This window comes from Neobacillus sp. DHD-1R, assembly GCF_057747995.1.
The window spans coordinates 1,019,120-1,043,817 of the sequence record NZ_CM173232.1 but is presented as its reverse complement, the minus strand read 5'-3'; the positions used below and the strand labels follow the sequence as shown (position 1 = coordinate 1,043,817).

Below are 24,698 nucleotides of genomic sequence, written 5' to 3'. Positions count from 1 at the left end.
ACCTTTTATTGCATGGGTTCATTTTTTAAACAAGTTAAAAATTACTTATCGTTTAAAGCGACGACACCTGGAAGTGCTTTACCTTCCATAAATTCAAGCGAAGCTCCTCCACCTGTGGAGATATGGCTCATTTTATCTGCCAAATTGAACTTTTCAACTGCTGCTGCAGAGTCGCCGCCGCCAATAACGGAATATGTACCTTCTGCTTCAGCAAGTGCTTCAGCTACAGCTTTTGTACCACCAGCAAACTTATCAATTTCAAACACACCCATTGGTCCATTCCAAATCACAAGTTTTGACTTTTTAATCACTTCGCTATAGATTTCTGCTGTTTTTGGTCCGATATCTAGTGCTTCCCAATCGGATGGAATTTCTTCAATCCCAACAACTCTTGAATTAGCATCTGCAGAGAAATCATCTGCAATGACAGCATCTACAGGCATATAGAAATTAACACCTTTTTGTTTGGCTTTTTCCATGAATGATTTCGCTAAATCAATCTTGTCTTCCTCAAGTAATGATTTTCCGATTTCATGGCCTTGGGCTTTCACAAATGTGTAGGCAAGACCCCCGCCAATAATAAGGTTGTCAACAAGCTCTAAAAGATTTTCAATTACACCTATTTTGTCCTTTACTTTCGCACCACCAATAATCGCTGTAAAAGGACGTTCTGGCTTGGAAAGAGCCTTACCAAGTACATCCAGTTCTTTTTCCATTAAAAGACCTGATACCGCTGGAAGGTTATGGGCAATTCCTTCGGTTGAAGCATGGGCCCGGTGTGCCGCACCAAATGCATCATTCACATAGACATCAGCAAGCTCAGCAAATGCTTTAGCCAATTCTGGGTCGTTCTTTTCTTCGCCTGGGTAGAAGCGAACATTTTCAAGAAGAAGAACATCGCCTTCACTCATTTCTCCGATCAATGCCTTAACAGACTCACCATAGGCCTCATCAGCTTTTTTCACGTCTTTACCAAGAAGCTCAGAAAGTCTTACCCCAACTGGAGTTAAACGCATTTCTTCGACTACTTTTCCTTTTGGACGGCCAAAATGGCTGGCAAGAATAACTTTTGCCCCTTGTTCCATTAAGTATTGAATCGTAGGCAATGCCGCACGGATCCGCGTTTCATCAGTAATTTTTCCATCTTGCATCGGCACATTAAAATCTACCCGGCAAAATACGCGCTTCCCTTTTACATCGATATCCTTAAGTGTTTTCTTGTTCATGTAAAGGACCTCCACAAAGTTTGGTTTTTTACAATAAAAAAGGAGGGGGGAATCCTCCCCGCTCCCCTTTGGAATACCATGTTCATTATAGACTGGCTTCGCTAAAAATGCCAATCATAACCAATATTTAAAAATTAAAGTCCTTTGGATGCGATGTATCCAACTAGGTCTACAACACGGTTTGAGTAACCAACTTCGTTGTCATACCAAGATAATACTTTAACCATGTTGCCTTCAAGAACCATTGTTGATAATGCATCAATAGTAGAAGAAACAGTCGTACCGTTATAATCACGAGATACTAATGGAAGCTCGCTGTATGCCAAGATGCCTTTTAATGGACCTTCTGCAGCTGCTTTAAATGCATTATTTATTTCTTCAGCAGTAACATCTTTGTCTAATTCAGCAACTAAGTCAACAACTGATACGTTTGGAGTTGGAACACGCATTGCCATACCGTTTAATTTACCTTTAAGTTCTGGTAAAACAAGGGCAACAGCTTTAGCAGCACCAGTTGAAGTTGGGATAATATTTTCAGCTGCAGCACGAGCACGACGGTAGTCTTTGTGTGGCAAGTCAAGAATTTGTTGATCATTCGTATAAGAGTGAACAGTTGTCATCATACCGCGTTTAATTCCAAAGCTATCATTTAATACTTTTGCAAATGGTGCCAAGCAGTTTGTTGTACAAGATGCATTTGAGATTACGTGGTGGTTGTTGGCATCATATTTATCTTCGTTAACACCCATAACGATTGTGATGTCTTCGTTAGATGCTGGAGCAGAAATGATAACTTTTTTAGCGCCTGCTTCAAGGTGTTTTGCTGCGTCGTCACGTTTTGTGAAACGTCCAGTTGATTCAACTACTACTTCTACGCCAAGGTCGCCCCAGCCAAGTTGTGCAGGATCGCGCTCAGCGATAACTTTTACTTTGTGGCCGCCTACTACTAAGTATTCGCCGTCTACAGTAACTTCTTCTGCAAGAGTTCCGTGAACTGTATCATATTTTAAAAGATGTGCCAGCATGTTTGCATCTGTTAAGTCGTTAATTGCAACGATTTCGATATTGCTATTGTTTAAAGCCGCACGAAGCACGTTACGACCAATACGTCCAAATCCATTAATACCAACTTTTACTGTCATGATAAAATTCCTCCTTATATTGGGTGAAGATATATTTTTTAAAAGGATTTACCCTTTCAACAACCTTTTTGCCACACCTTCATCGGTAATAAGGATCGTCGATGATGGCGCTTGTTTAAAATAAGCCTTAATTGCCTTAGCTTTTGAGGCCCCGCCTGCAACAGCAATCACATTTGGGATCTGTCCAAGGTCTTCAAGCTGCAGTCCAATCGTTAAAACCTTGTGGACAATCTCGCCTTCTTCATTAAAATAATAACCAAATGCTTCGCCAACGGCCTTCCCCTCTTCAAGCTTCCGCTTAATATCAGGGTTGGTTTTTCGTCGTTCAGCCATCGTGATAGCATCCCCAATTCCATGCAGAACCATGCTTGCGGATCGAATCAAACTTAAAACCTCGTGAATGTCTGGCTCTTTGATCAGGGACTCATAAATTTCAGAACTAACCTGATCAGGAACATAGAAGACGCGATGTTTAGAATCAGTGTTTTTTGCCATATTCGAGCAAATGGTATTTGCTTGATTACCGACATCTTCACCAACTCCGCCTCGTGCCGGAACAAACACTAACTCTTTTTGATTATGATCGGGTGTTAGTCTTTCCGCAACGGCAGCCATGGTAGTACCACCGGTTACAGCGATGATATTTTTCCCATATAAAAGTTTTTTCATGCAAACTGCAGTGGCTTTGCCAAGTTCACCCTTCACCATTGGTGATTCATCACTATCACCGGGAACGATGATGACCTTTTTAATGCCAAGCCGGTGTTTTAATTCCATTTCCAATACATCAATACCCTTTAACTCACGCATTAAACCTTCCAGATCCTCGAGTAAATTTTTCCCTTCCAAGGTCAAACTCATTCCTATAGTATTTGTATAAATAAGTTCTTGCTCTTTGAGGAAGTCTACTTCACTACGAAGGATTCTTTCCGTTAATCCAAGGCTAACGGCTAAACTCCTTCTTCCTACGGGCTGCATATAACTTATGTAACGTAGGATCGTATATCTTTTTTGCAGAACTTGAAGGAGGTCGGGTAATAATCTTTTTTGGATATCGATAAATGACTGCATGAATCGCATGCTCCTTTATTGTATGTAGTTGGTCGTAAAATGTCCACCATAGACATATTATGTCCCACCTACGTTAAAAAAAATCACCCCTACTAGTAGTACGTTTTTATTGTAGCAGGAGTGAAAATGTATTTCAACTAATTTTAGTCAGCTTTTTTCTTGCAAACGATTACTTATGTCAAATTTGTCAACATAGCCGTAACCCACTTCTACCCCATCGATATAAACAACAGGAATCATTAGTCCGTACTGTTCTGTCAGTTCATCACTTGATTCAATATCGACTTCCTCAAGTTTAAAATCCCATTCCTTTTTCATTTCTAAAAGGGTAGCTTTCGCTTTCTCACATAGCGGGCAGCGATTTCGAGTATATAAAGTAATTGTCTTTGAATGTTGCATCGTCTTTTCCTTTCAATAGTAAAAATTTGAATGATTAGTAGTTTACGTAAACCGTTTCCGCTTGGAGGAGGATGGTATCCCCAGTTGTTCGCGGTACTTAGCAATCGTTCGTCTTGAAACTACAATCCCTTTTTGCACTTGTAATTGTTCAACAATATCTTGGTCTGAGAGTGGTTTTTCCTTGTTCTCTTGTTCAATTAACTTACTGATTTCATTCTTCACTTGGGTCGAAGACGTAGTTTCATCATTAGAAACGGTCTGAATGGTGCTGGTGAAAAAAGTTTTTAACGAGAAAGTGCCCATTGGTGTCTGCACATATTTTTCACGCACTGCCCTGCTGACTGTAGATTCATGAATTTCAAGTTCGTTTGCCACTTCTTTCATTGTCATCGGAACCAAATATTGGGTCCCTTTTTGAAAAAAGGCCGTTTGTTTTTCAACGATTTTCGCTACTACCCTGGTAAGTGTTTCTTTGCGCTGCTCGATGCTTTTTAAGATCCATTGGTAGTCCTGCACCTTATCCTGCAAAAAACGGCTCACCTGCTGGTCTTTATTGTTAAACTTTTGTAAATATTGTTCATTAAAGCTGATCCTTGGCAGAGAATCATCAAACATCCGTACGGTTAGACCCTGAGGGGTTTGTTCCACAACCGCATCTGGAATAATGTAGGTGGTTGCTTCATTGCGTAACATGGCCGCTGGTTTTGGATTAAGCTGTTGAATATCATCAAAAATATCTTGAATCTCTTTTAAAGAAATTTTCAGTTGTTTCGAAATTTGTTTCCACTTCTTTTCGGCAAAGAGAACGAAATAGTCAGAAATGATTTTTTGAGCCAGTTCATTATTTGGATTTTTATAATAAACTTGCATCAACAGGCACTCTTGGAGGTCTCGTGCCCCGATCCCTGCTGGTTCCAATGTTTGAATTACAGCTAGGCATTCCTCCACAAGTTCAGTGTCCACTTTGAGATGTTGAGCGATTTCCTCAAGGTCTCCAATAAAGTAACCGTTTTCATCAAGGCTTTGTATAAGGTGACGGATGACTTTTAACTGTTCCGCCGATAAATTGGTTATTTTTATTTGAGAGATTAAATATTCTTCAAGCGAAAATGGTTTGTCTGCAATCTGGTCTATCCAATCTTTTTCCCCTTTTTGGTGCTTCTTTCGTTTGCGGTCAATGAGGGGATTCACTGGGTTGACATTGTCATTTTCAATCTGCAGTAAGGGATTTTCCAATGCCTTATCTTCTAGGAAAGCAGTCAGTTCCTGTGCGGAGTATTGCAATAATGCAATGGCTTGAGATAACTCCTGCGTCATTGCTAGTTTTAATGTTTGCTGCTGCCATAAGCCTGCTCTTAAGTCCATTCGTATCCCCCCTTTTCCTATTTTACACGATTGAAAGCTTTTCGTGTATTAGAAAATGAGAAATGAGGAAGGGCCCATTAAATAAAAAAATTTGAAGAAATAAAGTTTTTAGTCTGGAACTTTACTTCTTTTGAAAAATCGGTCTATTTTTGGGAATAATTGTCTATTTGTACAAAACACCTTGAAAATGGTACAAAACCCTTTGAAAATGGTACAAAACACATTAAAATCCGCACAAAATCTCCTTAAATTGGCACAAAAGCACCAAAAAGTAGCACAAAATCAAATAAATAAAGTAAAAAAACCCCCTGTTTGCAATAAACAGAGGGTTTTCAGGATGCGCTCGGCGAGAATCGAACTCACATTTTAAGCTTCGGAGGCTTACGTGCTATCCGTTGCACCACGAGCGCATAAATATTAGCGACTTTTCTATTATATGCTACCTTCCCCTATTTTGCAAGCATAGAATAGGTTTTAAAATGAGGTAAAATGGTTATGATGATGTAGTGAAAGTTGTCGAACATTTTAAAGGCTATTTGTTTGACCTTTATTGACCATCAGTGTATGATACTAATACATAAGCATTTACCTTTTCTAATCAAAGGAGGAAGAAAAATGAATTTGATTCCTACAGTTATTGAACAAACAAACCGCGGCGAAAGAGCATATGACATTTACTCCCGTCTATTAAAAGACCGGATTATCATGCTTGGCAGCGCAATTGACGACAATGTTTCCAACAGCATTGTGGCGCAGTTATTATTCCTTGAAGCAGAAAACCCTGAAAAGGATATAACACTTTATATTAATAGTCCTGGTGGAAGCATAACATCTGGGATGGCCATTTATGACACCATGCAATATATTAAAGCAGATGTATCGACTGTTTGTATTGGTATGGCTGCATCAATGGGTGCATTCTTACTTGCTGCAGGTCAAAAAGGCAAACGTTACGCGTTGCCTAATGCTGAAGTCATGATTCACCAGCCACTTGGCGGTGCACAAGGACAGGCAACTGAAATCGAAATTGCCGCAAAACGTATTCTATTCCTTCGTGAAAAATTAAACGGCATTTTATCAGAACGCACTGGCCAGTCACTTGAAGTGATTAGCCGTGATACAGATCGTGATAACTTCATGACAGCTGAAAGAGCAAAAGAATACGGTCTTATTGACAATATCATTACACGTAAACTTACTGATACACCTGAGAAAAAATAAGGATAAACGGCAATCGGCTTTCAAGTCGATTGCTTTTTTTCATTTTAACATGCTTTTCAAAAATCGACTAAAAAAAAGGATTTAGCCTGGAATGGGCCAAATCCTTTTTAATTATTGTTCTTTTTGAATAAAATCAGATAAAACGTTGATGGCTTTTTCTTCATCATCGCCGTCTGCAATGATATTGATGACGACTCCGGAGCCTACTGCTAAGCTCATTAATCCCATAATGCTTTTCGCATTAACCTTTTTGCCATCCTTTTCTAGAAAGATATCAGCAGAAAATCGATTCGCTTCCTGTACAAAAAGTGCTGCAGGGCGTGCTTGTAAACCCGTTTTCAATTTTACTTCTATTTCTTTAGCCAACATTATAATAATTCCTCCTAGTATTTATTGTTTATTTACTTGAAACTAATTCATTATTTCACAAACTATGACCTCTTGAGGCCATTTCTCCCATTCGAAGCTTGTCAGCGATTTCATCGATTTTCCTTAAACGATGATTAATTCCTGATTTGCTGATTGAGCCTCCGGAAACCATTTCACCTAATTCTTTTAAGGTAACGTCAGGATATTGAACGCGCAGTTCCGCAATTTCTCTAAGCTTATCAGGTAAGATCTGCAATCCAACAGTGGCATCAATAAAGCGGATGTTTTCCACCTGTCTAATCGAGGCCCCAATCGTTTTATTAAGATTAGCGGTTTCACAGTTGACAAGCCGGTTGACGGAGTTTCTCATATCCCTAACAATTCTGACATCCTCGAAGCGGAGCAAGGCATTATGGGCCCCGATGATATTTAGAAACTCAGTAATTTTCTCAGCTTCTTTTAAGTAAGTTATAAACCCTTTTTTACGCTCAAGCGTTTTACTATTAAGATCAAATGTATTCATTAATTCGCTTAAAGAATCATTATGTTCTTTATAAAGCGAAGCAATTTCCAAATGATAGGAAGAGGTTTCCGGATTATTTACAGAACCTCCGGCAAGAAATGCACCGCGAAGGTAAGAACGCTTACAACATTTCTTCTTTATTAGGTCTGGTGAAATATCATGAATGAAGGTAAAGCCTTCGCCAAGTATTTTCGTATCTTCAAGAATTTCCTTTGCCTGCTCAGCTAAACGAACAATGTAGACATTGTTTTTTTTCAAGCGCATTTTTTTTCGAACAAGCAGCTCTACCTGTACTTGGTAACTCTTTTTCAATAATGTATAAATCCTTCTAGCTATCGCAGCATTTTCTGTTTGAATATCAACAACTAACTTGCGATTTGAAAAGGAAAGGGAACCGTTCATGCGAATCAACGCCGATAGTTCAGATTGAATGCAGCATGTTTTCACTTCCAAGTTAGTTAATTCCTTTTTCGTCTCCGAAGCGAAAGACATCCCCTCACCACCTTATAAACCAAACAATGATCAATAAAAACATTGCCTTATTTTGTTATCAATACACTGTAACTAATTATAACTTATTTACCTTATAAAATCTGCCCATTCCTATCTACGCTTGATAACGCTTATTGGTTTCATCAATCAGCAAATTATATAAAATTTTTGCAACCTTTTTGGGATCATGCCTTAATGCCCCATTTTCCTGGTAGGCAATATCTGCATGGACAACTTCAAGCCCGAGCTCAGAAAGCTGTGGCAGGTCATAAAGGACTGGATCGGCCAGTTCTTCATTATAGCGGAGTTGAATATCTGGTGGAATTTCTTCATTATTAACAAGAATGGTATTAATAGACGCACAACTCATATGATCATAAATCGCCTTCACATGATCGCTGGCCGTATAGCCGTGGGTTTCTCCTGCCTGCGTCATCAAATTACAGATATATACTTTCTTCGCATGCGAGCGGCACACTTCATCCCCTAAGCGAGGAACGAGCAAATTGGGTAGGATACTTGTATACAAACTTCCCGGCCCAATAATGATTAAGTCGGCTTGGCGAATCGCTTGAAGTGTCTCGGGCAAAGGACGAATATTTTTCTTTGATGTTAAAAAGACTCTTTTAATTTTTTTTCCTGAATACGGAATTTTTGATTCTCCCGAAACGACTGTACCATCTTCCATCTCCGCATGTAAGACTACACTCTGATTCGCAGCAGGCAAGACCTTTCCGCGCACATTTAAAATTTTGCTCATCTCTTGGATGGCATGAACAAAATTCCCGGTAATGGAGGTCATCGCTGCTAAAATTAAATTTCCAAGTGAGTGACCTGAAAGTTCATTTGATGTTTTAAAACGATGCTGAAACATTTCCTCAACGAGCGGTTCAACATCTGACAGTGATGCAAGCACATTGCGAATGTCGCCTGGTGGAGGTATATGCAAATCCTCACGCAAGCGGCCAGAGCTGCCACCGTCATCCGCGACTGTCACAATGGCAGTGATATCGACAGGATATTGTTTTAAACCTCGCAATAATACGGGTAATCCTGTCCCTCCGCCAATGACGACAATCCGAGGCTGTCCGTAATTACTCATGTTGTTTTATCCTTTCTCCTCTCAATGTCACGGTGAGAAACAATGGTCTTATAATCATTTTGGAAAAATCGGCCAATATATTCCGCTAATGCCACTGACCGATGCTGCCCTCCAGTACAACCAATCGCAATGACAAGCTGTGCTTTACCTTCCCTTTTATAATGAGGAAGCATGAAATGAAGCAAGTCTGTCACCTTTTCCAAAAACTTTTGTGTTTCGTTCCATTTTAAAACATAGCTGTAAACTTCTTCATCCAAGCCAGTTTTAGGTCTCATGTGATCAATATAATGAGGGTTAGGCAAGAAACGTACATCAAAAACGAGATCGGCATCGATGGGAATCCCATGCTTAAAACCAAACGACATCACATTGACCGTGAAGTATGATTGTTTATTTGCCGTAAATTCCGTTAATATTTTCTCACGAAGTTCCCGTGGTTTCATCTGGGAAGTATTGTAAATCACTTGTGCCCGGCCTTTTAGTTCTTCAAGAAGTTCCCGCTCCAGCGTGATGCCTTCAAGCGGAAGACCAGACTGTGCCAGAGGATGTGAACGCCTTGTTTCTTTATATCGACGGACTAATGTGGCATCATCCGCATCTAAAAATAAAATTTGCGGTGCCACCCAAGAAGTTTCTGCCAATTCATCTAATGCTTTAAATAAATGTTCAAAAAATTCTCTTCCTCTTAAATCCATGACGAGGGCAACTTTATTCATCTTATTCCCTGATTCCTTCATAAGTTCTAGGAATTTGGGGAGCAGTGTCGGAGGCAAATTATCGACACAGAAAAACCCTAAATCTTCGAAGCTCTGAATGGCTACAGTTTTTCCCGCACCAGACATTCCAGTAATAATCACCATCTGAATGTCACTTGCCGAACCGGTACTCATGTCTCATTCCCCCTGTTATTTAACTTGGATCTAATCGGTAACTAATTAGTTTAAAATCACTTGTATAGGTAAAAGTACCGTAAATAATCCCTTTTCCATGAACCATATATTCTAGGATATGAAGATCACCCGCAGCCATGGGCAAACTTTTGATTTGGTCGATCGGCTGCCATGACAGTTTTCCTTCTTCAGATTCCTCTAAATCAATGCCATCGGAATCGGTCGCAACAAAGGTAAACATCATCCACTCAGAAAGAAGCTCATCGCCATCCTTCATAATCATGGTGAAGACTCCCTTTAATTGGGGGTTTTTTAAATAAATCCCCGTTTCCTCTCGGAATTCCCTGATGCAAGAATCTCGAACCGACTCGCCTGGTTCCATTTTCCCGCCGGGAGCAACCCACCAGCCGCGACGCGGTTTCTGCAGCAATAATATTTGATTATTTCTGATTAATACACAATTAGTAACCCGCTGCATGTTTATACACCCTCTTAAGCAAAGCTTAGAGCACACTGCTCAAGCTATTATCCTAACTATCAACCTGTTTATTCATTTTATTATACTATTTTTAAGAATCAGCCACAATGAATACAAAATTGATATTTCTGTTAAATTGGTTGACTTTTCTGACGTTTAGTCCCCCTTTTTACACAAAAAAAGAGCACAAGCTGCTGGGCTTGTGCAGAAAGGTATATATTTTAAAGGGGGTCAATTAAGATTATAATACCCCATCTATATTTCACCACTGTTACAAGAGAATTAAAACAGAGTTACTTTTTTGTAAATTCTTGTTCACAAAAATGAGATAAAAATTCACATTTTAGATAAGGTTACTTTTTTAATTTCATTTCTTCCTTTAATTCCTCTACAAAATGCTGTGCACTTTGAGCCGCAATACTGCCATCACCAGTCGCCGTTACAATCTGACGAAGTGTTTTTTCACGGATATCTCCTGCTGCAAAAATACCAGGAACTTTTGTTTCCATTCGGTCATTTGTTTCAATATAACCATTTTGATTCGTAATACCAAGGCTTTCAAATGGTTTAGATAGTGGAACCATTCCCACATAAATAAATACACCATCTGCCGGTAATACTTGCTCTTCACCATTTTCCGTCGAAACAAGGGTCACACTGCCTACTTTACCATCTTTATTATTAATTTCCTTTACAGTATGATTCCAGATAAAATTAACTTTTTCATTAGCAAAGGCACGATCTTGAAGAATTTTTTGAGCACGAAGCTGATCGCGTCTGTGTACAATGGTTACCTTTGAAGCAAAGCGAGTTAAATAGACGCCTTCTTCAACTGCAGAGTCGCCGCCGCCAATAACAAATAGTTCTTTCGCTTTAAAAAACGCGCCATCACAGACAGCACAATAAGAAACGCCGCGTCCGCCAAGTTCTTTTTCACCTGGAACACCGAGTTTCTTATACTCAGCACCTGTTGTGATAATTACAGAATAGGCTTTGTATTGTTTTGACCCAGCGGTTATAACCTTGTAATCACCATGGTCAACAATTTCCTTGATATCACCATAAGCATATTCAGCACCGAACTTTTTCGCATGCTCAAACATCTTGGTCGACAAATCAGGACCTAAAATACTTTCAAAACCAGGGTAGTTCTCAACATCCTCGGTATTGGCCATTTGCCCGCCCGGCATCCCCCGCTCAATCATGAGTGTTGAAAGGTTTGCACGTGATGTATATACAGCAGCTGTCATGCCAGCAGGACCAGCCCCAGCAATAATAACGTCATAAATTTTTTCTTCAGACATGGTTATCACTCCTTTAAAAAGTGGAAGTGCCTTGCTAGGCACTGTAGCTAGACATAATATAAAAAAATACGATTAAGTATTAGCATTCCCTACTTAATCGTATAAAACAATTGAATTATAGTCCACGAATATGCTTACTTTACTGCAAATAGCTGTTAACCATTTTCACATATTTGCCAATGGTGGCAGCGGAGAGGCCGTAAAGTTCAGCAACTTCCTGCTGGGATACTTTTTCACTGCGGAGTTTATGCCACAAGTATTCCACGGCACCGGCCCAGGCCCGTTTATTTTTCAACGAAACACCAGCTTTCGATAGTTCGACAAAGATCGAAAACCACATGAGATACAAGCCAGCCTCAATCGTTCCAATTGGCTGATGGTTTTCATAAAAAATTTCAGCTATCTCTTGTGCATCTGCAGTCGTTGATGGTTTTCCTAACCTGATTAACGAAATATATTCTTTTTCCAATTTCGTCAATTTTTGATTTTGAAAAAGCCGCTTCGAGCTAATGATTTCGTCTTTTTTACTTGAAACAGTGGTCAGAAAAAGAGCGAATAATCGTTCTTCGACGAAGTCGCTTTCCAGCTTTTGAAAAATAGAACCTGTCAGGTCTTCAAACCCATTGGCTGTTGCTTTTTTTTCCATATTCCATGGCTCTGTGCCTTCTTTATCAGGATTCATTGCAATTACCTTTTTCCAAATGTTTTTTGCAAAGTTTTCATGACCGGTAAAAAAGGCTGAATAGGATAGCCAGTAATAATAGGGTCCATCTCCATCAAAGCCGTGTTTATATAACTTTTTCAACCATACGTAGGCTAGTTCGAATTCCCCCACTAAAGCAAAGGTTGCACCGAGCTTAAATTGATGCTCGCTAAGAAGAGGTTGAATTTTTTTCAATATTTGCAGCAACTCTTCAACCTGTTGCGTTTGCCCTTGATAATGGGCAAATACCAGCCTGTTGCATAAAGCATGCAGGTTCCCTGGATTACGCTCCAGTACATCCTCTAAGATGGCTTCCGCTTTTTCCACTTTGCCTAAATAAAAATAAGCGAGTGCTAAGTTATTATAAGCAGACCAGTATTCCGGGTATTCCTTGACGACATCTTTTAACAGCTCAATCGCCTTTGGAAAATAACCGGATTCTAGGAGCTCCCGCGCTTGCTCTTGTTTGAAGATAAGGTCATCTTGCTCATACAGCTCATCCTCAAATTCTTCCGATTCCAAGGTAAGCAAATCCAATAAATCCTCTGTATCTTCCGAAAAATCACCTTCAGGGTCTAACTCCAAATAAAGTTTGCTGTGGTGATAGGCATCTTTAAAAAATCCCATATGGGCATAATTATTTGCAAGTAAGTAATGGCACTCTGCCATTTCAGGATCAAGCTCTTCAAGGACATGATGCAAGAGTCGGTTGGAATTTTCGAACTCGCCAAGTTCTGTTGACACAATCGCCAACTGGCACGTAATCATCGGTTCACCCGGCTCAAGCTGAATCGCCCGCCCAAGATATTTTTTTGCTTTGTTAAAATCACGTCGATGGTATGCCTTTAAACCCTTCGTGAAATAATATTCCCCCGTAGGAACAAATGATAGTAATTTTCCTTTTTGAATTCTTGCCTTCGCGTCTTTCACCATGAAGTCCTCCACATTTTTCAACATAACTTATGTATTATAGCACATATTATGGTTGTTCGAGAAGGGATTGTAATAGAGGGAATTTTCGACGTTTTTTGGGGTAAGTAGGAGTTTAAATTAAAATTTGGTATATTTTTACAATTATTGTAGAATCATACCTAGCTTTTGTAGAATCACAGTGTATTTTTGTAGAATTAACCCATAATTTTGTAGAATTCCCTTAGAAAGACGGGGTTTCTCTCTATAAAAAGGAAAAACCGATCCCATTAGGACCGGTCTTTGTGTCGTTCTTCTAGTGTTTTTAGTACCTCTTTGAATGGAAGCTCTTGTTCTACCAACAAAACTTGCAGGTGATAAAGCAAATCGGCTGCTTCCCACTTAAGTTCCTCATGACTTCTGTTCTTTGCGGCGATGATGACCTCAGACGCTTCCTCGCCGACTTTTTTCAATATTTTATCGACGCCTTTTTCAAAAAGATAGGTAGTATAGGCGCCCTCTGGCCGTTCCTTCTCGCGTTCCAAAATCACTTTTTCAAGTGATTGCAGAATTTGATAATCTCCCAAATTTGAACCCTCATAAACGCGTTCAGAGAAACAGCTGACTGCTCCTGTGTGACAAGCAGGTCCTTTTGGATAAACAAGTACCAATAACGCATCTTGATCGCAATCATAGCTGATGTTGACAACCGTTTGCGTATTTCCGCTTGTTGCACCCTTATGCCACAATTCCTGACGAGAGCGGCTGTAAAACCAGGTTTCACCGGTTTCTAACGTTTTAGCCAATGATTCCTCATTCATATATGCAAGGGTTAACACTTCTTTTGTTCCAGCATCCTGGACAATGGCTGGGACAAGTCCCTTTTCATCAAATCGAACATTCATCGTATGCTCACTCCTTTTTCCCGTAAATAATTTTTTACTTCATGAACCGAAGTTTCTTTATAATGAAAAATTGAAGCTGCAAGGGCTGCATCGGCCTTTCCTGCTAAAAATGCATCTTCAAAATGTTCAGCATTTCCCGCACCGCCTGATGCGATAACAGGTATTGAAACGGCTTCACTAACAGCTTTCGTCAGTTCTAGATCGAAACCATTTTTCTCCCCATCACTGTCCATACTAGTTAATAAAATTTCACCTGCACCAAGCTCGGCTGCTTCGACAGCCCAATCGACTACTTTCTTAGCAGTAGGTGTTCGTCCGCCATGCGTATAGACTCGCCATGTCCCTAGCTGAGGATCATATTTCGCATCAATTGCGACCACGATGCATTGGGAGCCGAAATAGCTGGCACCTTCTTTAATGAGCTCGGGATTTAAGACAGCCGCCGTATTCAGTGAGACTTTGTCTGCACCGGCACGAAGAATTTTCTTCATATCTTCTAAGGCGTTGATTCCTCCGCCAACTGTAAACGGGATCGCCAATTCGGATGCGACAGCTTTAACAACTTCTACCATCGTTTTCCGGCCTTCGACAGAGGCTGAAATATCTAAAAATACAAGCTCGTCTGCCCCTTGTTCATCATAAAATCGTGCCAAATCAACCGGGTCTCCGGCATCGCGAAGCTGGACAAATTGAACTCCTTTTACGACCCTTCCTTCTTTCACATCGAGGCAAGGAATAATTCTCTTTGTTAATGTCATTTGATTTCCACCTCTTTCAAGGCTTGCTTTAAAGTGAAGCGATTTTCGTAAAGGGCCTTACCGACAATTGCTCCACTAATCCCATTAGCGGCGATTGCTTTTAAATCTGCAAGACTGCTGACCCCGCCTGAAGCAATGACGTGCTTCCCGGTGACTTCTGCCATTTCACAAACCGCAGCAATATTTGGTCCTGCTAGTGTCCCATCTGTCGCAATATCGGTAAAAATAAAGGTCTCGGCACCTGCGTCTGCAAACCGTTTGCCCAATTCGATTGCTTTCAGCTTCGAAGTTTCAATCCAGCCATGCGTGGCCACAAACCCATTTTTCGCATCAATCCCGACTGCAATGTTTGCACCATATTTTTTTATCATATCAATGGCGAATTCTGGGTTGGATACTGCGATACTACCAATAATGACACGATCGACACCATTGTCTAGATAGTGGAGGATATCCGCCTCGGAACGAATACCGCCGCCGATTTGAACTTTGGCAATCAGCTTTTGAGCAGCCTCGATGACAAATCGGTCATTGACCCGCCTGCCGTCCTTTGCACCATCAAGGTCCACCATATGAATCCATTCAGCTCCATCTGCCGCAAAGGTCTGAGCCATATCAAATGGGGAGTCACCGTAAATTGTTTCTTGATTATAGTCCCCTTGGAGAAGACGGACACAATTGCCGCCCCGCATATCAATTGCTGGATAAATCGTGAGGCTCATCGTGCCACCTTCCTTTCTTCCACCATTTGTAAAAAGTTATTTAAAAGAGCCATTCCTAATTTGCTGCTTTTTTCCGGGTGAAATTGCATGCCCATGACATTGTCCCTGCCAACTACAGCTGAAACTTGTTCATGGTAATCAGCCTTTGCAAGGAGGACTTCCGAATTTTCTGCAGCCACATAGTAGGAATGCACGAAATAGACGTAATCTTCGTTAAGATTGTTTAACAATGGAGATTCGTTGACAAATTCTAGCCGATTCCATCCCATATGCGGCACTTTGTAGTGCTCCCCATCCTTCGTTGTACCAGGAAAACGACGAACACTGCCAGGCAATAACCCCAATCCCTTCGTTGGGCCATTTTCTTCACTTTCTTCAAAAAGTAATTGCATGCCGAGGCAAATTCCAAGAAGCGGCTTCCCTGTTGCGGCAAATTCCTTAATGGTTTCTGCCGGTAACCGTTCCATTGCATCACGGAATGAACCAACACCCGGAAGAATTAACGCGTCCGCCTCAAGCAACTTAGATTTCTCAGCAGAAATGAAATAGTCGGCACCAAGCCGCTCGAGCGCTTTGCTTACACTAAAAAGATTTCCCATCCCGTAATCTACAATGCCAATCATGTTCGTGTTCACCTTCTCTTTGAGCAGCGTTGCCTTACTTACACCGCCAAAATTTTATAGAAACTCACCTACACCGTACAGGTACGGTTTGCACAGTGCTTGACGTAGTATGGGTGTCAAGCACCAATTTCCAAATTATAACATTCCTTTTGTTGACGGCACGCCTTTGATACGCGGATCAATGGTGGTTGCTTCGTCGAGCGCTCTGGCTAATGCTTTAAAAACGGCTTCGATCATATGGTGTGTATTTTGTCCATAATGTACAATCACATGGAGGTTCATACGCGCTTCAAGCGCAAGTTTCCAGAGAAATTCATGCACCAGTTCGGTATCAAAGGTACCTACCTTTTGACTGGGGAACTCTGCACGCATTTCAAGATGCGGGCGATTGCTGAGGTCTACCACTACTTGTGCAAGGGCCTCATCCATAGGTACAAACGCATTCCCATAACGCTTGATGCCTCGTTTGTCACCCAATGCCTCCCGAAGTGCATAACCTAAACAGATTCCGATATCCTCGGTTGTGTGGTGATCATCAACGTCCGTATCACCTTTAGCGTCCACTGTCAGGTTGAACTGCCCATGTTTTGTAAACAAATCAAGCATGTGCGTAAGGAAAGGGACACCTGTTTCAAGATTGGATTGGCCATCCCCGTCAATGTCTAATGAAAGTTGAATTTTTGTCTCATTGGTATTGCGTTCAATACTTGCTACTCTTTCCATGAAAGGGACCTCCTGAACTTTTTGTTCTTCAATATTTATTAGTTATGCCTGGTTTAAAGTGTTTGTTTGTTATTTTGAGGCTGGCCCCAAGAGAGAAGCTTTATTGAAGACAGTTTCACTGTTTTCCCAACGAGTTTTGTCCTCAAGAAGCCTTATTAAAGACAGTTTTGCCATCCACTCGCCAAGTTTTGTCCTCAAGACGCCTTATTAAAGACATTTCTATCATCCACTCGCCAAGCTTTGTCCTCAAGAAGCCTTATTAAAGACATTTCCATCATCCACTCGCCAAGCTTTGTCCTCAGGAAGCCTTATTAAAGACATTTTCATCATCCACTCGCCAGGTTTTATCCTCAAGAATCCTTATTAAAGACATTTCTATCATCCACTCGCCAAGTTTTGTCCTCAAGACGCCTTATTAAAGACATTTCTATCATCTACTCGCCGAGTTTTGTCCTCAAGAAGCCTTATTAAAGACATTTCCATCATCCACTCGCCGAGTTTTGTCCTCAATACCCTATCATTTATTTAGTCGAGTTTCGATTGCACGGGCGTGTGCTTCGAGTCCTTCCATCCGAGCGAAGGCAGCGATTTTTGCGCCGTTCGCCTTTAAGGCTTTTTCACTATAAATCACTACACTGGATTTCTTTTGAAAATCGTCTACATTCAACGGGCTTGAGAAGCGTGCTGTTCCGTTGGTCGGCAGCACATGGTTCGGACCGGCAAAATAATCGCCAACAGGCTCGGAACTATAGCGTCCGATAAAAATGGCTCCGGCGTGGCGAATTTTCCCAAGCAGCTCGATCGCATTATCAGTGATGACTTCTAAATGCTCTGGTGCTAATTGATTCACGGTTTCCACCGCTTCATCCAAGTCTTTAGTTACATAGATAGCACCATAGTCCGCAATCGAACGGGCGGCTATCTCCTTACGCGGCAATACCGCAAGTTGTTTTTCCACCTCAACGGCTACCGCTTCTGCTAAGACAAGTGACGGTGTCACTAACACACTGCAAGCCCGGGGGTCGTGTTCGGCCTGTGATAATAAGTCTGCAGCTACCTCATCTGGCAGTGCGGTATCATCTGCTAGAATAGCAATCTCACTTGGACCTGCGATCATATCAATATCGACATCACCGAATACTTCTCGTTTGGCCAAAGCCACAAAGATATTTCCAGGACCCGTAATTTTATCAACCGATGCAATCGACTCTGTCCCATAGGCAAGGGCCGCGATTGCTTGCGCTCCGCCGACCTTATAAATCTCTTCGACTCCCGCTTCTTTTGCTGCCACAAGCACTGCGGCTGGAAGGTTCCCATCACGGTCAGGTGGTGACACCATCACAATTCGTTTCACCCCGGCCACCTTTGCCGGAAGGACATTCATCAAAACGGATGACGGATAGGCGGCCGTTCCTCCTGGCACATATACTCCCACTGAATCTAACGGTGTTATTTTTTGGCCAAGAACAGTCCCATTTTCTTCGGTTGTCATCCACGATGGACGAAGCTGCTTTTCATGAAAGACCCGGATATTTTCAGCTGCTTCCCGTACGATTGAAATATACTGCTGATCGACTTGCTGATAAGCGGCCTCGATTTCTTCTTCCGTTACGGAAAAAGTAGACATCAGAACACGGTCAAATTTCTCCGTATATGCCCGTAATGCCTCGTCACCACGGGTACGAATCTCCGTAATAATCTTTTTTACGACTTCCTGCTGCTCGGAGGTACCCGCTTCAATGGAGCGTTTTATCGAAACTAGTTCGTTCACTTTAAGTATTTTCATTTAAAAATCCCCCACAGAAACAACTTCACTCAATCTTTTCACCAATTCGTCAATCCGCTTGTCGTTAATCCGGTAGCTAACAGGATTGACAATAAGCCGCGATGTAACATCGACGATTCTTTCATATTCCACCAGGCCGTTTTCCCTCATGGTTCGTCCGGTTGAAACGATATCCACAATCCGGTCGGAGAGACCGATAATTGGTGCCAGTTCAATGGAGCCATTTAATTTAATGATCTCAACCTGCTCCCCCTGTTCGCGGAAGTAAGCCTCGGCCACATGTGGATATTTGGTTGCCACGCGCGGTGCAACTTCATTCATTTTTGTATCCGGAAGGCCAGCCACCGCTAAATAACAATAGCTGATCTTGAGATCGAGCAGTTCATAAACATCGCGCTCCTCCTCAAGCAAAACGTCCTTTCCGGCAATGCCGACATCAGCAACCCCATGCTCCACATAGGTTGCAACATCCATCGGTTTTGCGAGAATAAACCGTAATCCTTCTTCGGCCACATCAATAATCAATTTCCGTGAATCATCAAATTCAGGTGGCAGCTTGTAGCCCGCTTTTCGGAGCAACTCCAATGCCTCTACAAAAATTCGCCCCTTTGGCATCGCAATTGTTAGTATGTTACTCATTAGCGTGCCCTCCAATTAAGTAAGTTGTCTCGGCAAACCTTTTTGTAAATGCATCCAGATTATTCACAGCAGTAATATCCTGGAGCACAGCCTTTTTCCCTTGCTCGTGCATATTTTCAGCGAGTTGAAAGGCTTCCTTGCGCCGCTCCTGACTGAAAAATATACAGTGAGTCGTATTTTCCAGTGGTTCGCCGCCAAGAGCCTCCAGCAGCATATCAACCCGAACTGCAAACCCCGTTGCACTTGCGATTTTTCCAAATTTCTCAATTAAACTATAGCGGCCGCCGTTGCCGATCGGGAAGCCCACATTACCGGCATAAGCCTCAAATAATATCCCGGAATAATAACTCATATGACTGACAATCGTAAAATCAAATTTTACATATGCCTCGACGCCGTAATCCCTGATGACATCCCACAGCTCTTTTAGTTCGAGAAGTGCTTGCTTACCTTTGTCATTTTCAATGATGTCAAGTGCTTGACCGATCACTTCATTTCCACCACGTAATTCAAGAAGCTGTAATAATCTTTGTTTATCAATAGTGGATAATGGCAACGAGTTCACGTGCTCCCGGTAGCCTACATAATTTTTTTCAAATAAAAACTTCCGCAACGCCGTTGCCCTGCCGTTCGTACCGAGGATTTGCACAAATAATTCCTGGGCAAAGCCTACATGACCAATGGATACTTGGAATTGTTGCAATCCTGCTTTTTTTAAAGAAGAAATCAGTAAAGCAATGACCTCACCATCACAGGAAATCGTTTCTTCGTTCAGGCATTCAACGCCAATTTGCTCAAACTCGGCGGGTCTGCCGCCTTCCCGCTGCTGGGCACGGAAAACATTGGCGGAATAGCCTAATCGGACAGGCAAATCTTCATTTAAAAGCTTAGAGGCTGCCACCCGGGCAATAGGTGCAGTCATATCAGGTCTGAGCACCAGTGTGTGCCCTTCTTTGTCAAGTAATTTAAAAAGCTGCTGATCAGCAATCGCTGATGCTGCTCCAACAGTTTCATAATATTCCAATGTTGGTGTTTCGATAAATTGATAGCCCCAAAGTTTCATCGTTTCTGCCATTAAGGAACGGACACGATGTTTTTTTTCATATAATTCCGGGAGCGTATCCCGCATTCCCAGTGGCTTTTCAAACATAAACAAGTGACTCATCCTGTTCACCCTCTTCCGTTTTGCTTTAGTTCGCTAATATGTTAGAGAATTAAAGTTAATAGTTGTATTTTAATCCTTGAAAAGATATTCGTCAATAAAAAAAGCGAAAGTCTTCGACTGTGTTCGAACAATTCCGTCAACTTAAGCTAGTAAAAAACCCGGTTTCAAAACCAGGTCCATTAACATTCTTCCCTATTTTTTACTCCATAAATTGGATCATCTAAACGGCGCTCTGCCATTTCTTCTTTGGTATAGATGACCTGCATGGGGTTTCCACCCACGAACGCTCCGGGTGGAACATCCTTATGCACCAGCGTACCTGCTGAAACAATCGCCCCGTCACCAATCGTTATACCAGGGAGAATCGTGGAATTTGCGCCAATCATCACTTCACTGCCAATCGAAACAGGGCCTAGCCGGTATTCTTTAATTAAATACTCGTGAGCTAGAATGGTCGTGTTGTAGCCGATGACTGTGTTGCGGCCGACACTGATTTTTTCGGGAAACATCACATCCAGCATCACCATCAAGGCAAAGGATGTGTGCTCCCCGACCTTGAGTCCTAAAAATACACGATACAGCCAATTTTTCATCCCCAAAAAGGGTGTATAACGGGCTAATTGAATCACCATAAAATTTTTAACAACCTTCCAAAAGGGCACGGTCTTGTAAACGTGCCATAAGGAGTTCGCACCTTCAACAGGATAGCGGGTCGTGTTTCTCATGCTTCTCACTCTCCGAGAACGGTTAATAAGTCTGCCATGTCCTCTAACATGTAATCTGGTTCATATTTTGCCACATACTCCCTGCCCTTAATAGACCAGGCCACACCTGCCGTCATGGTACCGGCATTTTTTCCTGCTAAAATATCGTGATAATTATCGCCGACCATAATGGTTTCTGATGGAGAAGACCCCAACTGTTCGAGTGCTTTAAAAATTGGCTCTGGATCCGGTTTTGTCTTGCTAACATGTTCATAGGCGACAATCACCTCAAACAACGGCTCCAGGTTCATCAGGCGCAGCCCCTTAAGGGTAACATCCAACCGTTTCGTTGTGACTACTCCAAGCTTATAGCCCCGCTCCTTCAGAGTCTGAACCGTTTTGGATACATTGGGAAATTCCTTCACAAGCTCGTCATGTTTGGCGATGTTAAAGGCGCGGTATTCCGTAATCAGTTCTTCCACTCGGTCAGGGTCTATGCCGCCAAAAGCCTCATTCAGCGTTGGTCCAAGAAACGGCAAAACATCCTCGCGGCTATAGGTGCTTGGATAATATTTTTCCAATGTATGCATATAAGTAGTAATAATTAATTCATTTGTATCAATGAGTGTCCCATCTAAATCAAAGAGTACAGTCGTAATTTTGTTAGTCATAGGTGGCTTCCTTTCTGCTGATAAGTCCTGAGCGCTTCCAAATGGTACCGACAACCAAAGTTAACACAATCGCAACTCCGAGCCGGATTAAAAACAAGGGCAGCACCGGAATGCCAAGCGGTAAAAAGATTAACGTATCTTCGACAACCGCATGACAAGCCATTAGAAAAATAAAGGCTAAGGTAATATCCTTTTTGCTCACTCCATCTTCTTTAACAGCTTGAATCATGACTCCTGCACCGTAGGCTAGACCAAATAATAAACCGGCCGCCATTGTCGTTGAGGTATTTTCCTTCATTCCAAGTGTTTTAGTAACTGGAGCCATCGTTTTTGAAAATTTATGGAGCCATTGTAAATCTTTTAAAATTTGAATCACGATCATGAGTGGAATGACAATTATCGCTAGCTGCAAAATGCCAAGTCCAGCCTTTTGAACCGCCTCTAGTAAAATTCCAGCAACACCACTAGCTTGTTCCGCACTTGATTCAATGAAGCCGTACTTAGCAGCTTCTCCCCCGCCATGCCAAACGAGATTAATCACTGCGGCTGAAAGGAGGGCGAGCCCCGGTCTTGTCACCAGGACCACCCACAACTTCACACCTGCTTTCATGGCCACGCCTGATTCGATAAACAAATTATGTGAAAAGGATAGCATCACTGCCAAAATAAATACCTGTTTGACAGAGAAATCAAGTGTGAGGATCGCACCAATCGCGGCATATAGGTTAAGAAAATTTCCAAGTACCAGTGGAATGGCCGCATCCCCAGGCAAGCCTAGTAACTCCATGAGCGGAGAAATCAACTTCATTAGCCAGGGGAGAACAGGTGTATATTGCAGAATGGCCACAATAAGCGTAACAGGAAAAATAACTTTTCCTAATGTCCATGTTGTCTTAAAACCAACCAGTAACCCCTTTTTTATTGAGTTCAATACCATTTCCCCAAACTCCTTTGTTTAGAACATCCTAATGTCTTTCAGTTTTTTATATACTAATTCGTTTGATCCAAATAACGCGCCTCTGATTGATGCTTTGTCCGGCGATAGATAAGGATGACCACCGCGCCTATCACAAGGGCAATCGAAATGGTTTGTGCCATGCGAAGGCTGCCTAGCATCAAGCTATCCGTACGTAAGCCCTCAACGAAAAAGCGGCCGACCGAATACCAAATCACATAGGAAAGGAACAGCTCGCCACGACGGAAATTAGCACGGCGAAGCAGGATTAATATGATAAAACCAGCAAAGTCCCAGATTGATTCATATAAGAATGTTGGGTGATAATAGGCACCGTCAATATACATTTGATTGATAATAAAATTCGGTAAGTGCAGGTTTTCGAGAAATGCCCTGGTCACTTCACCGCCATGGGCCTCTTGGTTCATAAAATTACCCCAGCGTCCAATCGCTTGGCCGAGAATAAGACTAGGTGCGGCAATGTCGGTAATTTTCCAAAAGGAAAGTCCCCTTTTTCTGGCAAACACAATAGTGGTAATCACAGAGCCAATTAGTGCGCCGTGAATGGCAATTCCGCCATTCCAAATTTGCGGAATCGCTGCCGGGTGATTCGCATAGTACTCCCATTCAAAAATGACATAATAAATTCGTGCGGAGATAATTGCAATGGGGATTGCCCAAAGCATTAAATCAGCAAATGTATCCTTCGGCAGTCCTCTTCGATTGGCTTCCCTAATCGCTATATACAAGGCAAGGGCCAAACCGGAGCCGATAATAATTCCATACCAATGCACGTCAATAGGACCAAGCGAAAAGGCAATTGGGTTAAGCGGCTGAATCGTTTCGTTCATTTGTCTATTCTCCCCCTACATTTCTTCATGGTCGCCGTCTTCAATTACATCCGAAAGACGATCTGTAAATTGTTGGGCCGCATTCACGCCCATGCGTTTTAAACGGTAATTCATCGCCGCTACTTCAATGATAACAGCGAGGTTACGACCTGGCCGAACAGGGACTGTCATCTTAGTGACCTCGGTGTCAATAATCTTCATTTTCTCTTCATCCAAACCAAGGCGGTCATATTGTTTTTTGGAATCCCAAATTTCTAGATTCATGACAAGTGTAATTCGTTTATTACTGCGGACAGCACCTGCCCCAAAAAGGGTCATGACATTAATAATGCCTAAGCCGCGTATTTCCAATAAATGCTCGATTAATTCTGGTGAGGTTCCAACCAACGTATCCTGGTCCTCTTGGCGAATTTCGACGCAATCGTCAGCCACAAGCCGGTGGCCGCGTTTAACTAATTCCAGTGCTGTTTCACTTTTACCGACTCCGCTTTTGCCGGTAATAAGCACTCCAATCCCATAAATATCGACTAATACACCATGTACAGCGGTTGTTGGCGCAAGCTTACTTTCTAAAAAGTTGGTTAAACGGCTGGAAAACCGAGTTGTTTTCATGCCTGTCCGTAAAACCGGAACCGATTCCCGTTCCGATGCCTCGATTAACTCGGGAGGAATATCAATCCCCCTTGTCACAATAATGGCTGGGGTAATATCTGTGCATAACAGCTCCATTCGTGTCATTCGGTCAGTTGGAGAAAGTTTTTCGAAAAATGATAATTCTGTTTTTCCTAGCAGTTGAATCCGTTCTGCAGGGTAAAATTCGAAATAGCCGGCTATTTCCATCCCTGGTCTTGATATATCGCTCATCGTAATGGGGCGGTTAATTCCTTCCTCACCACTGATTAATTCTAGCTGAAATTTCTCTAATATATCTTTGGTACGTACTTTTGGCAAGAAGCGTTCCTCCTCAAACGGATTGTTTTTTTAGAAAAGTAGAATTAGAAG

Annotated in this window: 26 protein-coding genes and 1 tRNA gene; 1 reads left to right on the top strand and 26 read right to left on the bottom strand. The window is 41.9% G+C overall.

The genetic code is table 11. The features are described 5' to 3' along the window. Positions 1–41: 41 nt before the first annotated feature. From AC3ANL_RS04825 to AC3ANL_RS04800, 6 genes are all read right to left on the bottom strand, one after another. Positions 42–1,226: a phosphoglycerate kinase gene (locus tag AC3ANL_RS04825; RefSeq protein WP_488328131.1), complete on the bottom strand. Its 1,185-nt coding sequence runs from the start codon at positions 1,224–1,226 to the stop codon at positions 42–44. A gap of 134 nt (positions 1,227–1,360) precedes the next feature. After that, entirely contained in the window at positions 1,361–2,368 is a 1,008-nt protein-coding gene (gene gap, locus AC3ANL_RS04820; protein ID WP_488328130.1) for a type I glyceraldehyde-3-phosphate dehydrogenase, read from the bottom strand. Positions 2,369–2,416: 48 nt separating this feature from the next. Next, entirely contained in the window at positions 2,417–3,439 is a 1,023-nt protein-coding gene (locus AC3ANL_RS04815; RefSeq protein ID WP_488328129.1) for a sugar-binding transcriptional regulator, read from the bottom strand. A 147-nt stretch (positions 3,440–3,586) separates the two neighbouring features. Then, positions 3,587–3,838, bottom strand: coding sequence for a glutaredoxin family protein (locus tag AC3ANL_RS04810; RefSeq protein ID WP_488328128.1), 252 nt, complete (start codon positions 3,836–3,838; stop codon positions 3,587–3,589). Between the two features lie 42 nt (positions 3,839–3,880). Further along, a complete protein-coding gene (gene rpoN, locus AC3ANL_RS04805; protein ID WP_488328127.1) occupies positions 3,881–5,203 on the bottom strand; it encodes an RNA polymerase factor sigma-54 in 1,323 nt (440 codons plus the stop codon). A 338-nt stretch (positions 5,204–5,541) separates the two neighbouring features. Then, positions 5,542–5,613 (bottom strand) — tRNA-Arg (locus tag AC3ANL_RS04800). 205 nt (positions 5,614–5,818) lie between these two features. On the opposite strand from AC3ANL_RS04800, the gene clpP reads away from it, so the two are divergent. Then, on the top strand, positions 5,819–6,424 hold the full coding sequence (gene clpP, locus AC3ANL_RS04795) for an ATP-dependent Clp endopeptidase proteolytic subunit ClpP (protein ID WP_488328126.1): 606 nt from the start codon (positions 5,819–5,821) through the stop codon (positions 6,422–6,424). 111 nt (positions 6,425–6,535) lie between these two features. Here the strand turns inward: clpP and AC3ANL_RS04790 are convergent, their stop codons facing one another. The 20 genes from AC3ANL_RS04790 to hprK all read right to left on the bottom strand — a co-directional run bounded on the left by AC3ANL_RS04790 (position 6,536) and on the right by hprK (position 24,647). After that, the gene (locus tag AC3ANL_RS04790) at positions 6,536–6,793 is read right to left on the bottom strand and encodes an HPr family phosphocarrier protein (RefSeq protein WP_488328125.1); all 258 of its coding nucleotides are present in this window, start codon (positions 6,791–6,793) and stop codon (positions 6,536–6,538) included. A gap of 55 nt (positions 6,794–6,848) precedes the next feature. Further along, positions 6,849–7,808: a DNA-binding protein WhiA gene (gene whiA, locus AC3ANL_RS04785; protein ID WP_488328124.1), complete on the bottom strand. Its 960-nt coding sequence runs from the start codon at positions 7,806–7,808 to the stop codon at positions 6,849–6,851. A gap of 115 nt (positions 7,809–7,923) precedes the next feature. Beyond that, positions 7,924–8,910: a gluconeogenesis factor YvcK family protein gene (locus AC3ANL_RS04780; RefSeq protein WP_488328123.1), complete on the bottom strand. Its 987-nt coding sequence runs from the start codon at positions 8,908–8,910 to the stop codon at positions 7,924–7,926. Beyond that, positions 8,907–9,800, bottom strand: a complete 894-nt coding sequence (rapZ, locus tag AC3ANL_RS04775) for an RNase adapter RapZ (RefSeq protein ID WP_488328122.1) — start codon at positions 9,798–9,800, stop codon at positions 8,907–8,909. The genes AC3ANL_RS04780 and rapZ overlap by 4 nt, the downstream gene beginning before the upstream one ends. Positions 9,801–9,819: 19 nt before the next feature. Beyond that, positions 9,820–10,278: an NUDIX hydrolase gene (locus tag AC3ANL_RS04770; RefSeq protein WP_488328121.1), complete on the bottom strand. Its 459-nt coding sequence runs from the start codon at positions 10,276–10,278 to the stop codon at positions 9,820–9,822. Positions 10,279–10,631: 353 nt separating this feature from the next. Beyond that, positions 10,632–11,582, bottom strand: a complete 951-nt coding sequence (gene trxB, locus AC3ANL_RS04765) for a thioredoxin-disulfide reductase (RefSeq protein WP_488328120.1) — start codon at positions 11,580–11,582, stop codon at positions 10,632–10,634. Positions 11,583–11,721: 139 nt separating this feature from the next. Further along, positions 11,722–13,218, bottom strand: coding sequence for a tetratricopeptide repeat protein (locus AC3ANL_RS04760; protein WP_488328119.1), 1,497 nt, complete (start codon positions 13,216–13,218; stop codon positions 11,722–11,724). Between the two features lie 266 nt (positions 13,219–13,484). Beyond that, positions 13,485–14,099 (bottom strand): bifunctional phosphoribosyl-AMP cyclohydrolase/phosphoribosyl-ATP diphosphatase HisIE, encoded by a 615-nt coding sequence (gene hisIE, locus AC3ANL_RS04755; RefSeq protein ID WP_488328118.1) that lies wholly within the window; start codon positions 14,097–14,099, stop codon positions 13,485–13,487. Next, positions 14,096–14,857, bottom strand: a complete 762-nt coding sequence (hisF, locus tag AC3ANL_RS04750) for an imidazole glycerol phosphate synthase subunit HisF (RefSeq protein ID WP_488328117.1) — start codon at positions 14,855–14,857, stop codon at positions 14,096–14,098. Before hisF ends, hisIE begins: the two co-directional genes overlap by 4 nt. After that, positions 14,854–15,579 (bottom strand): 1-(5-phosphoribosyl)-5-[(5-phosphoribosylamino)methylideneamino]imidazole-4-carboxamide isomerase, encoded by a 726-nt coding sequence (gene hisA / locus AC3ANL_RS04745; protein WP_488328116.1) that lies wholly within the window; start codon positions 15,577–15,579, stop codon positions 14,854–14,856. The genes hisF and hisA overlap by 4 nt, the downstream gene beginning before the upstream one ends. After that, positions 15,576–16,202 carry an imidazole glycerol phosphate synthase subunit HisH gene (hisH, locus tag AC3ANL_RS04740; protein ID WP_488328115.1) on the bottom strand — a complete coding sequence of 209 codons (627 nt, stop codon included), beginning with the start codon at positions 16,200–16,202 and terminating at the stop codon, positions 15,576–15,578. Before hisH ends, hisA begins: the two co-directional genes overlap by 4 nt. Before the next feature lie 135 nt (positions 16,203–16,337). Further along, positions 16,338–16,925 carry an imidazoleglycerol-phosphate dehydratase HisB gene (gene hisB, locus AC3ANL_RS04735; protein WP_488328114.1) on the bottom strand — a complete coding sequence of 196 codons (588 nt, stop codon included), beginning with the start codon at positions 16,923–16,925 and terminating at the stop codon, positions 16,338–16,340. Positions 16,926–17,442: 517 nt separating this feature from the next. Further along, entirely contained in the window at positions 17,443–18,711 is a 1,269-nt protein-coding gene (hisD, locus tag AC3ANL_RS04730) for a histidinol dehydrogenase (protein ID WP_488328113.1), read from the bottom strand. Then, positions 18,712–19,350: an ATP phosphoribosyltransferase gene (gene hisG / locus AC3ANL_RS04725; protein ID WP_488328112.1), complete on the bottom strand. Its 639-nt coding sequence runs from the start codon at positions 19,348–19,350 to the stop codon at positions 18,712–18,714. Then, positions 19,343–20,515: an ATP phosphoribosyltransferase regulatory subunit gene (locus tag AC3ANL_RS04720; protein ID WP_488328111.1), complete on the bottom strand. Its 1,173-nt coding sequence runs from the start codon at positions 20,513–20,515 to the stop codon at positions 19,343–19,345. Before AC3ANL_RS04720 ends, hisG begins: the two co-directional genes overlap by 8 nt. 179 nt (positions 20,516–20,694) lie before the next feature. Next, positions 20,695–21,240, bottom strand: coding sequence for an acyltransferase (locus tag AC3ANL_RS04715; RefSeq protein ID WP_488328110.1), 546 nt, complete (start codon positions 21,238–21,240; stop codon positions 20,695–20,697). Between the two features lie 5 nt (positions 21,241–21,245). Beyond that, positions 21,246–21,890, bottom strand: coding sequence for a pyrophosphatase PpaX (gene ppaX / locus AC3ANL_RS04710; RefSeq protein WP_488328109.1), 645 nt, complete (start codon positions 21,888–21,890; stop codon positions 21,246–21,248). Continuing rightward, entirely contained in the window at positions 21,883–22,827 is a 945-nt protein-coding gene (locus AC3ANL_RS04705) for a nucleoside recognition domain-containing protein (RefSeq protein ID WP_488328108.1), read from the bottom strand. The genes ppaX and AC3ANL_RS04705 overlap by 8 nt, the downstream gene beginning before the upstream one ends. 53 nt (positions 22,828–22,880) lie before the next feature. Then, positions 22,881–23,696, bottom strand: a complete 816-nt coding sequence (lgt, locus tag AC3ANL_RS04700; protein ID WP_488328107.1) for a prolipoprotein diacylglyceryl transferase — start codon at positions 23,694–23,696, stop codon at positions 22,881–22,883. Between the two features lie 15 nt (positions 23,697–23,711). Continuing rightward, on the bottom strand, positions 23,712–24,647 hold the full coding sequence (gene hprK, locus AC3ANL_RS04695; RefSeq protein WP_488328106.1) for an HPr(Ser) kinase/phosphatase: 936 nt from the start codon (positions 24,645–24,647) through the stop codon (positions 23,712–23,714). Between the last annotated feature and the right edge of the window lie 51 nt (positions 24,648–24,698).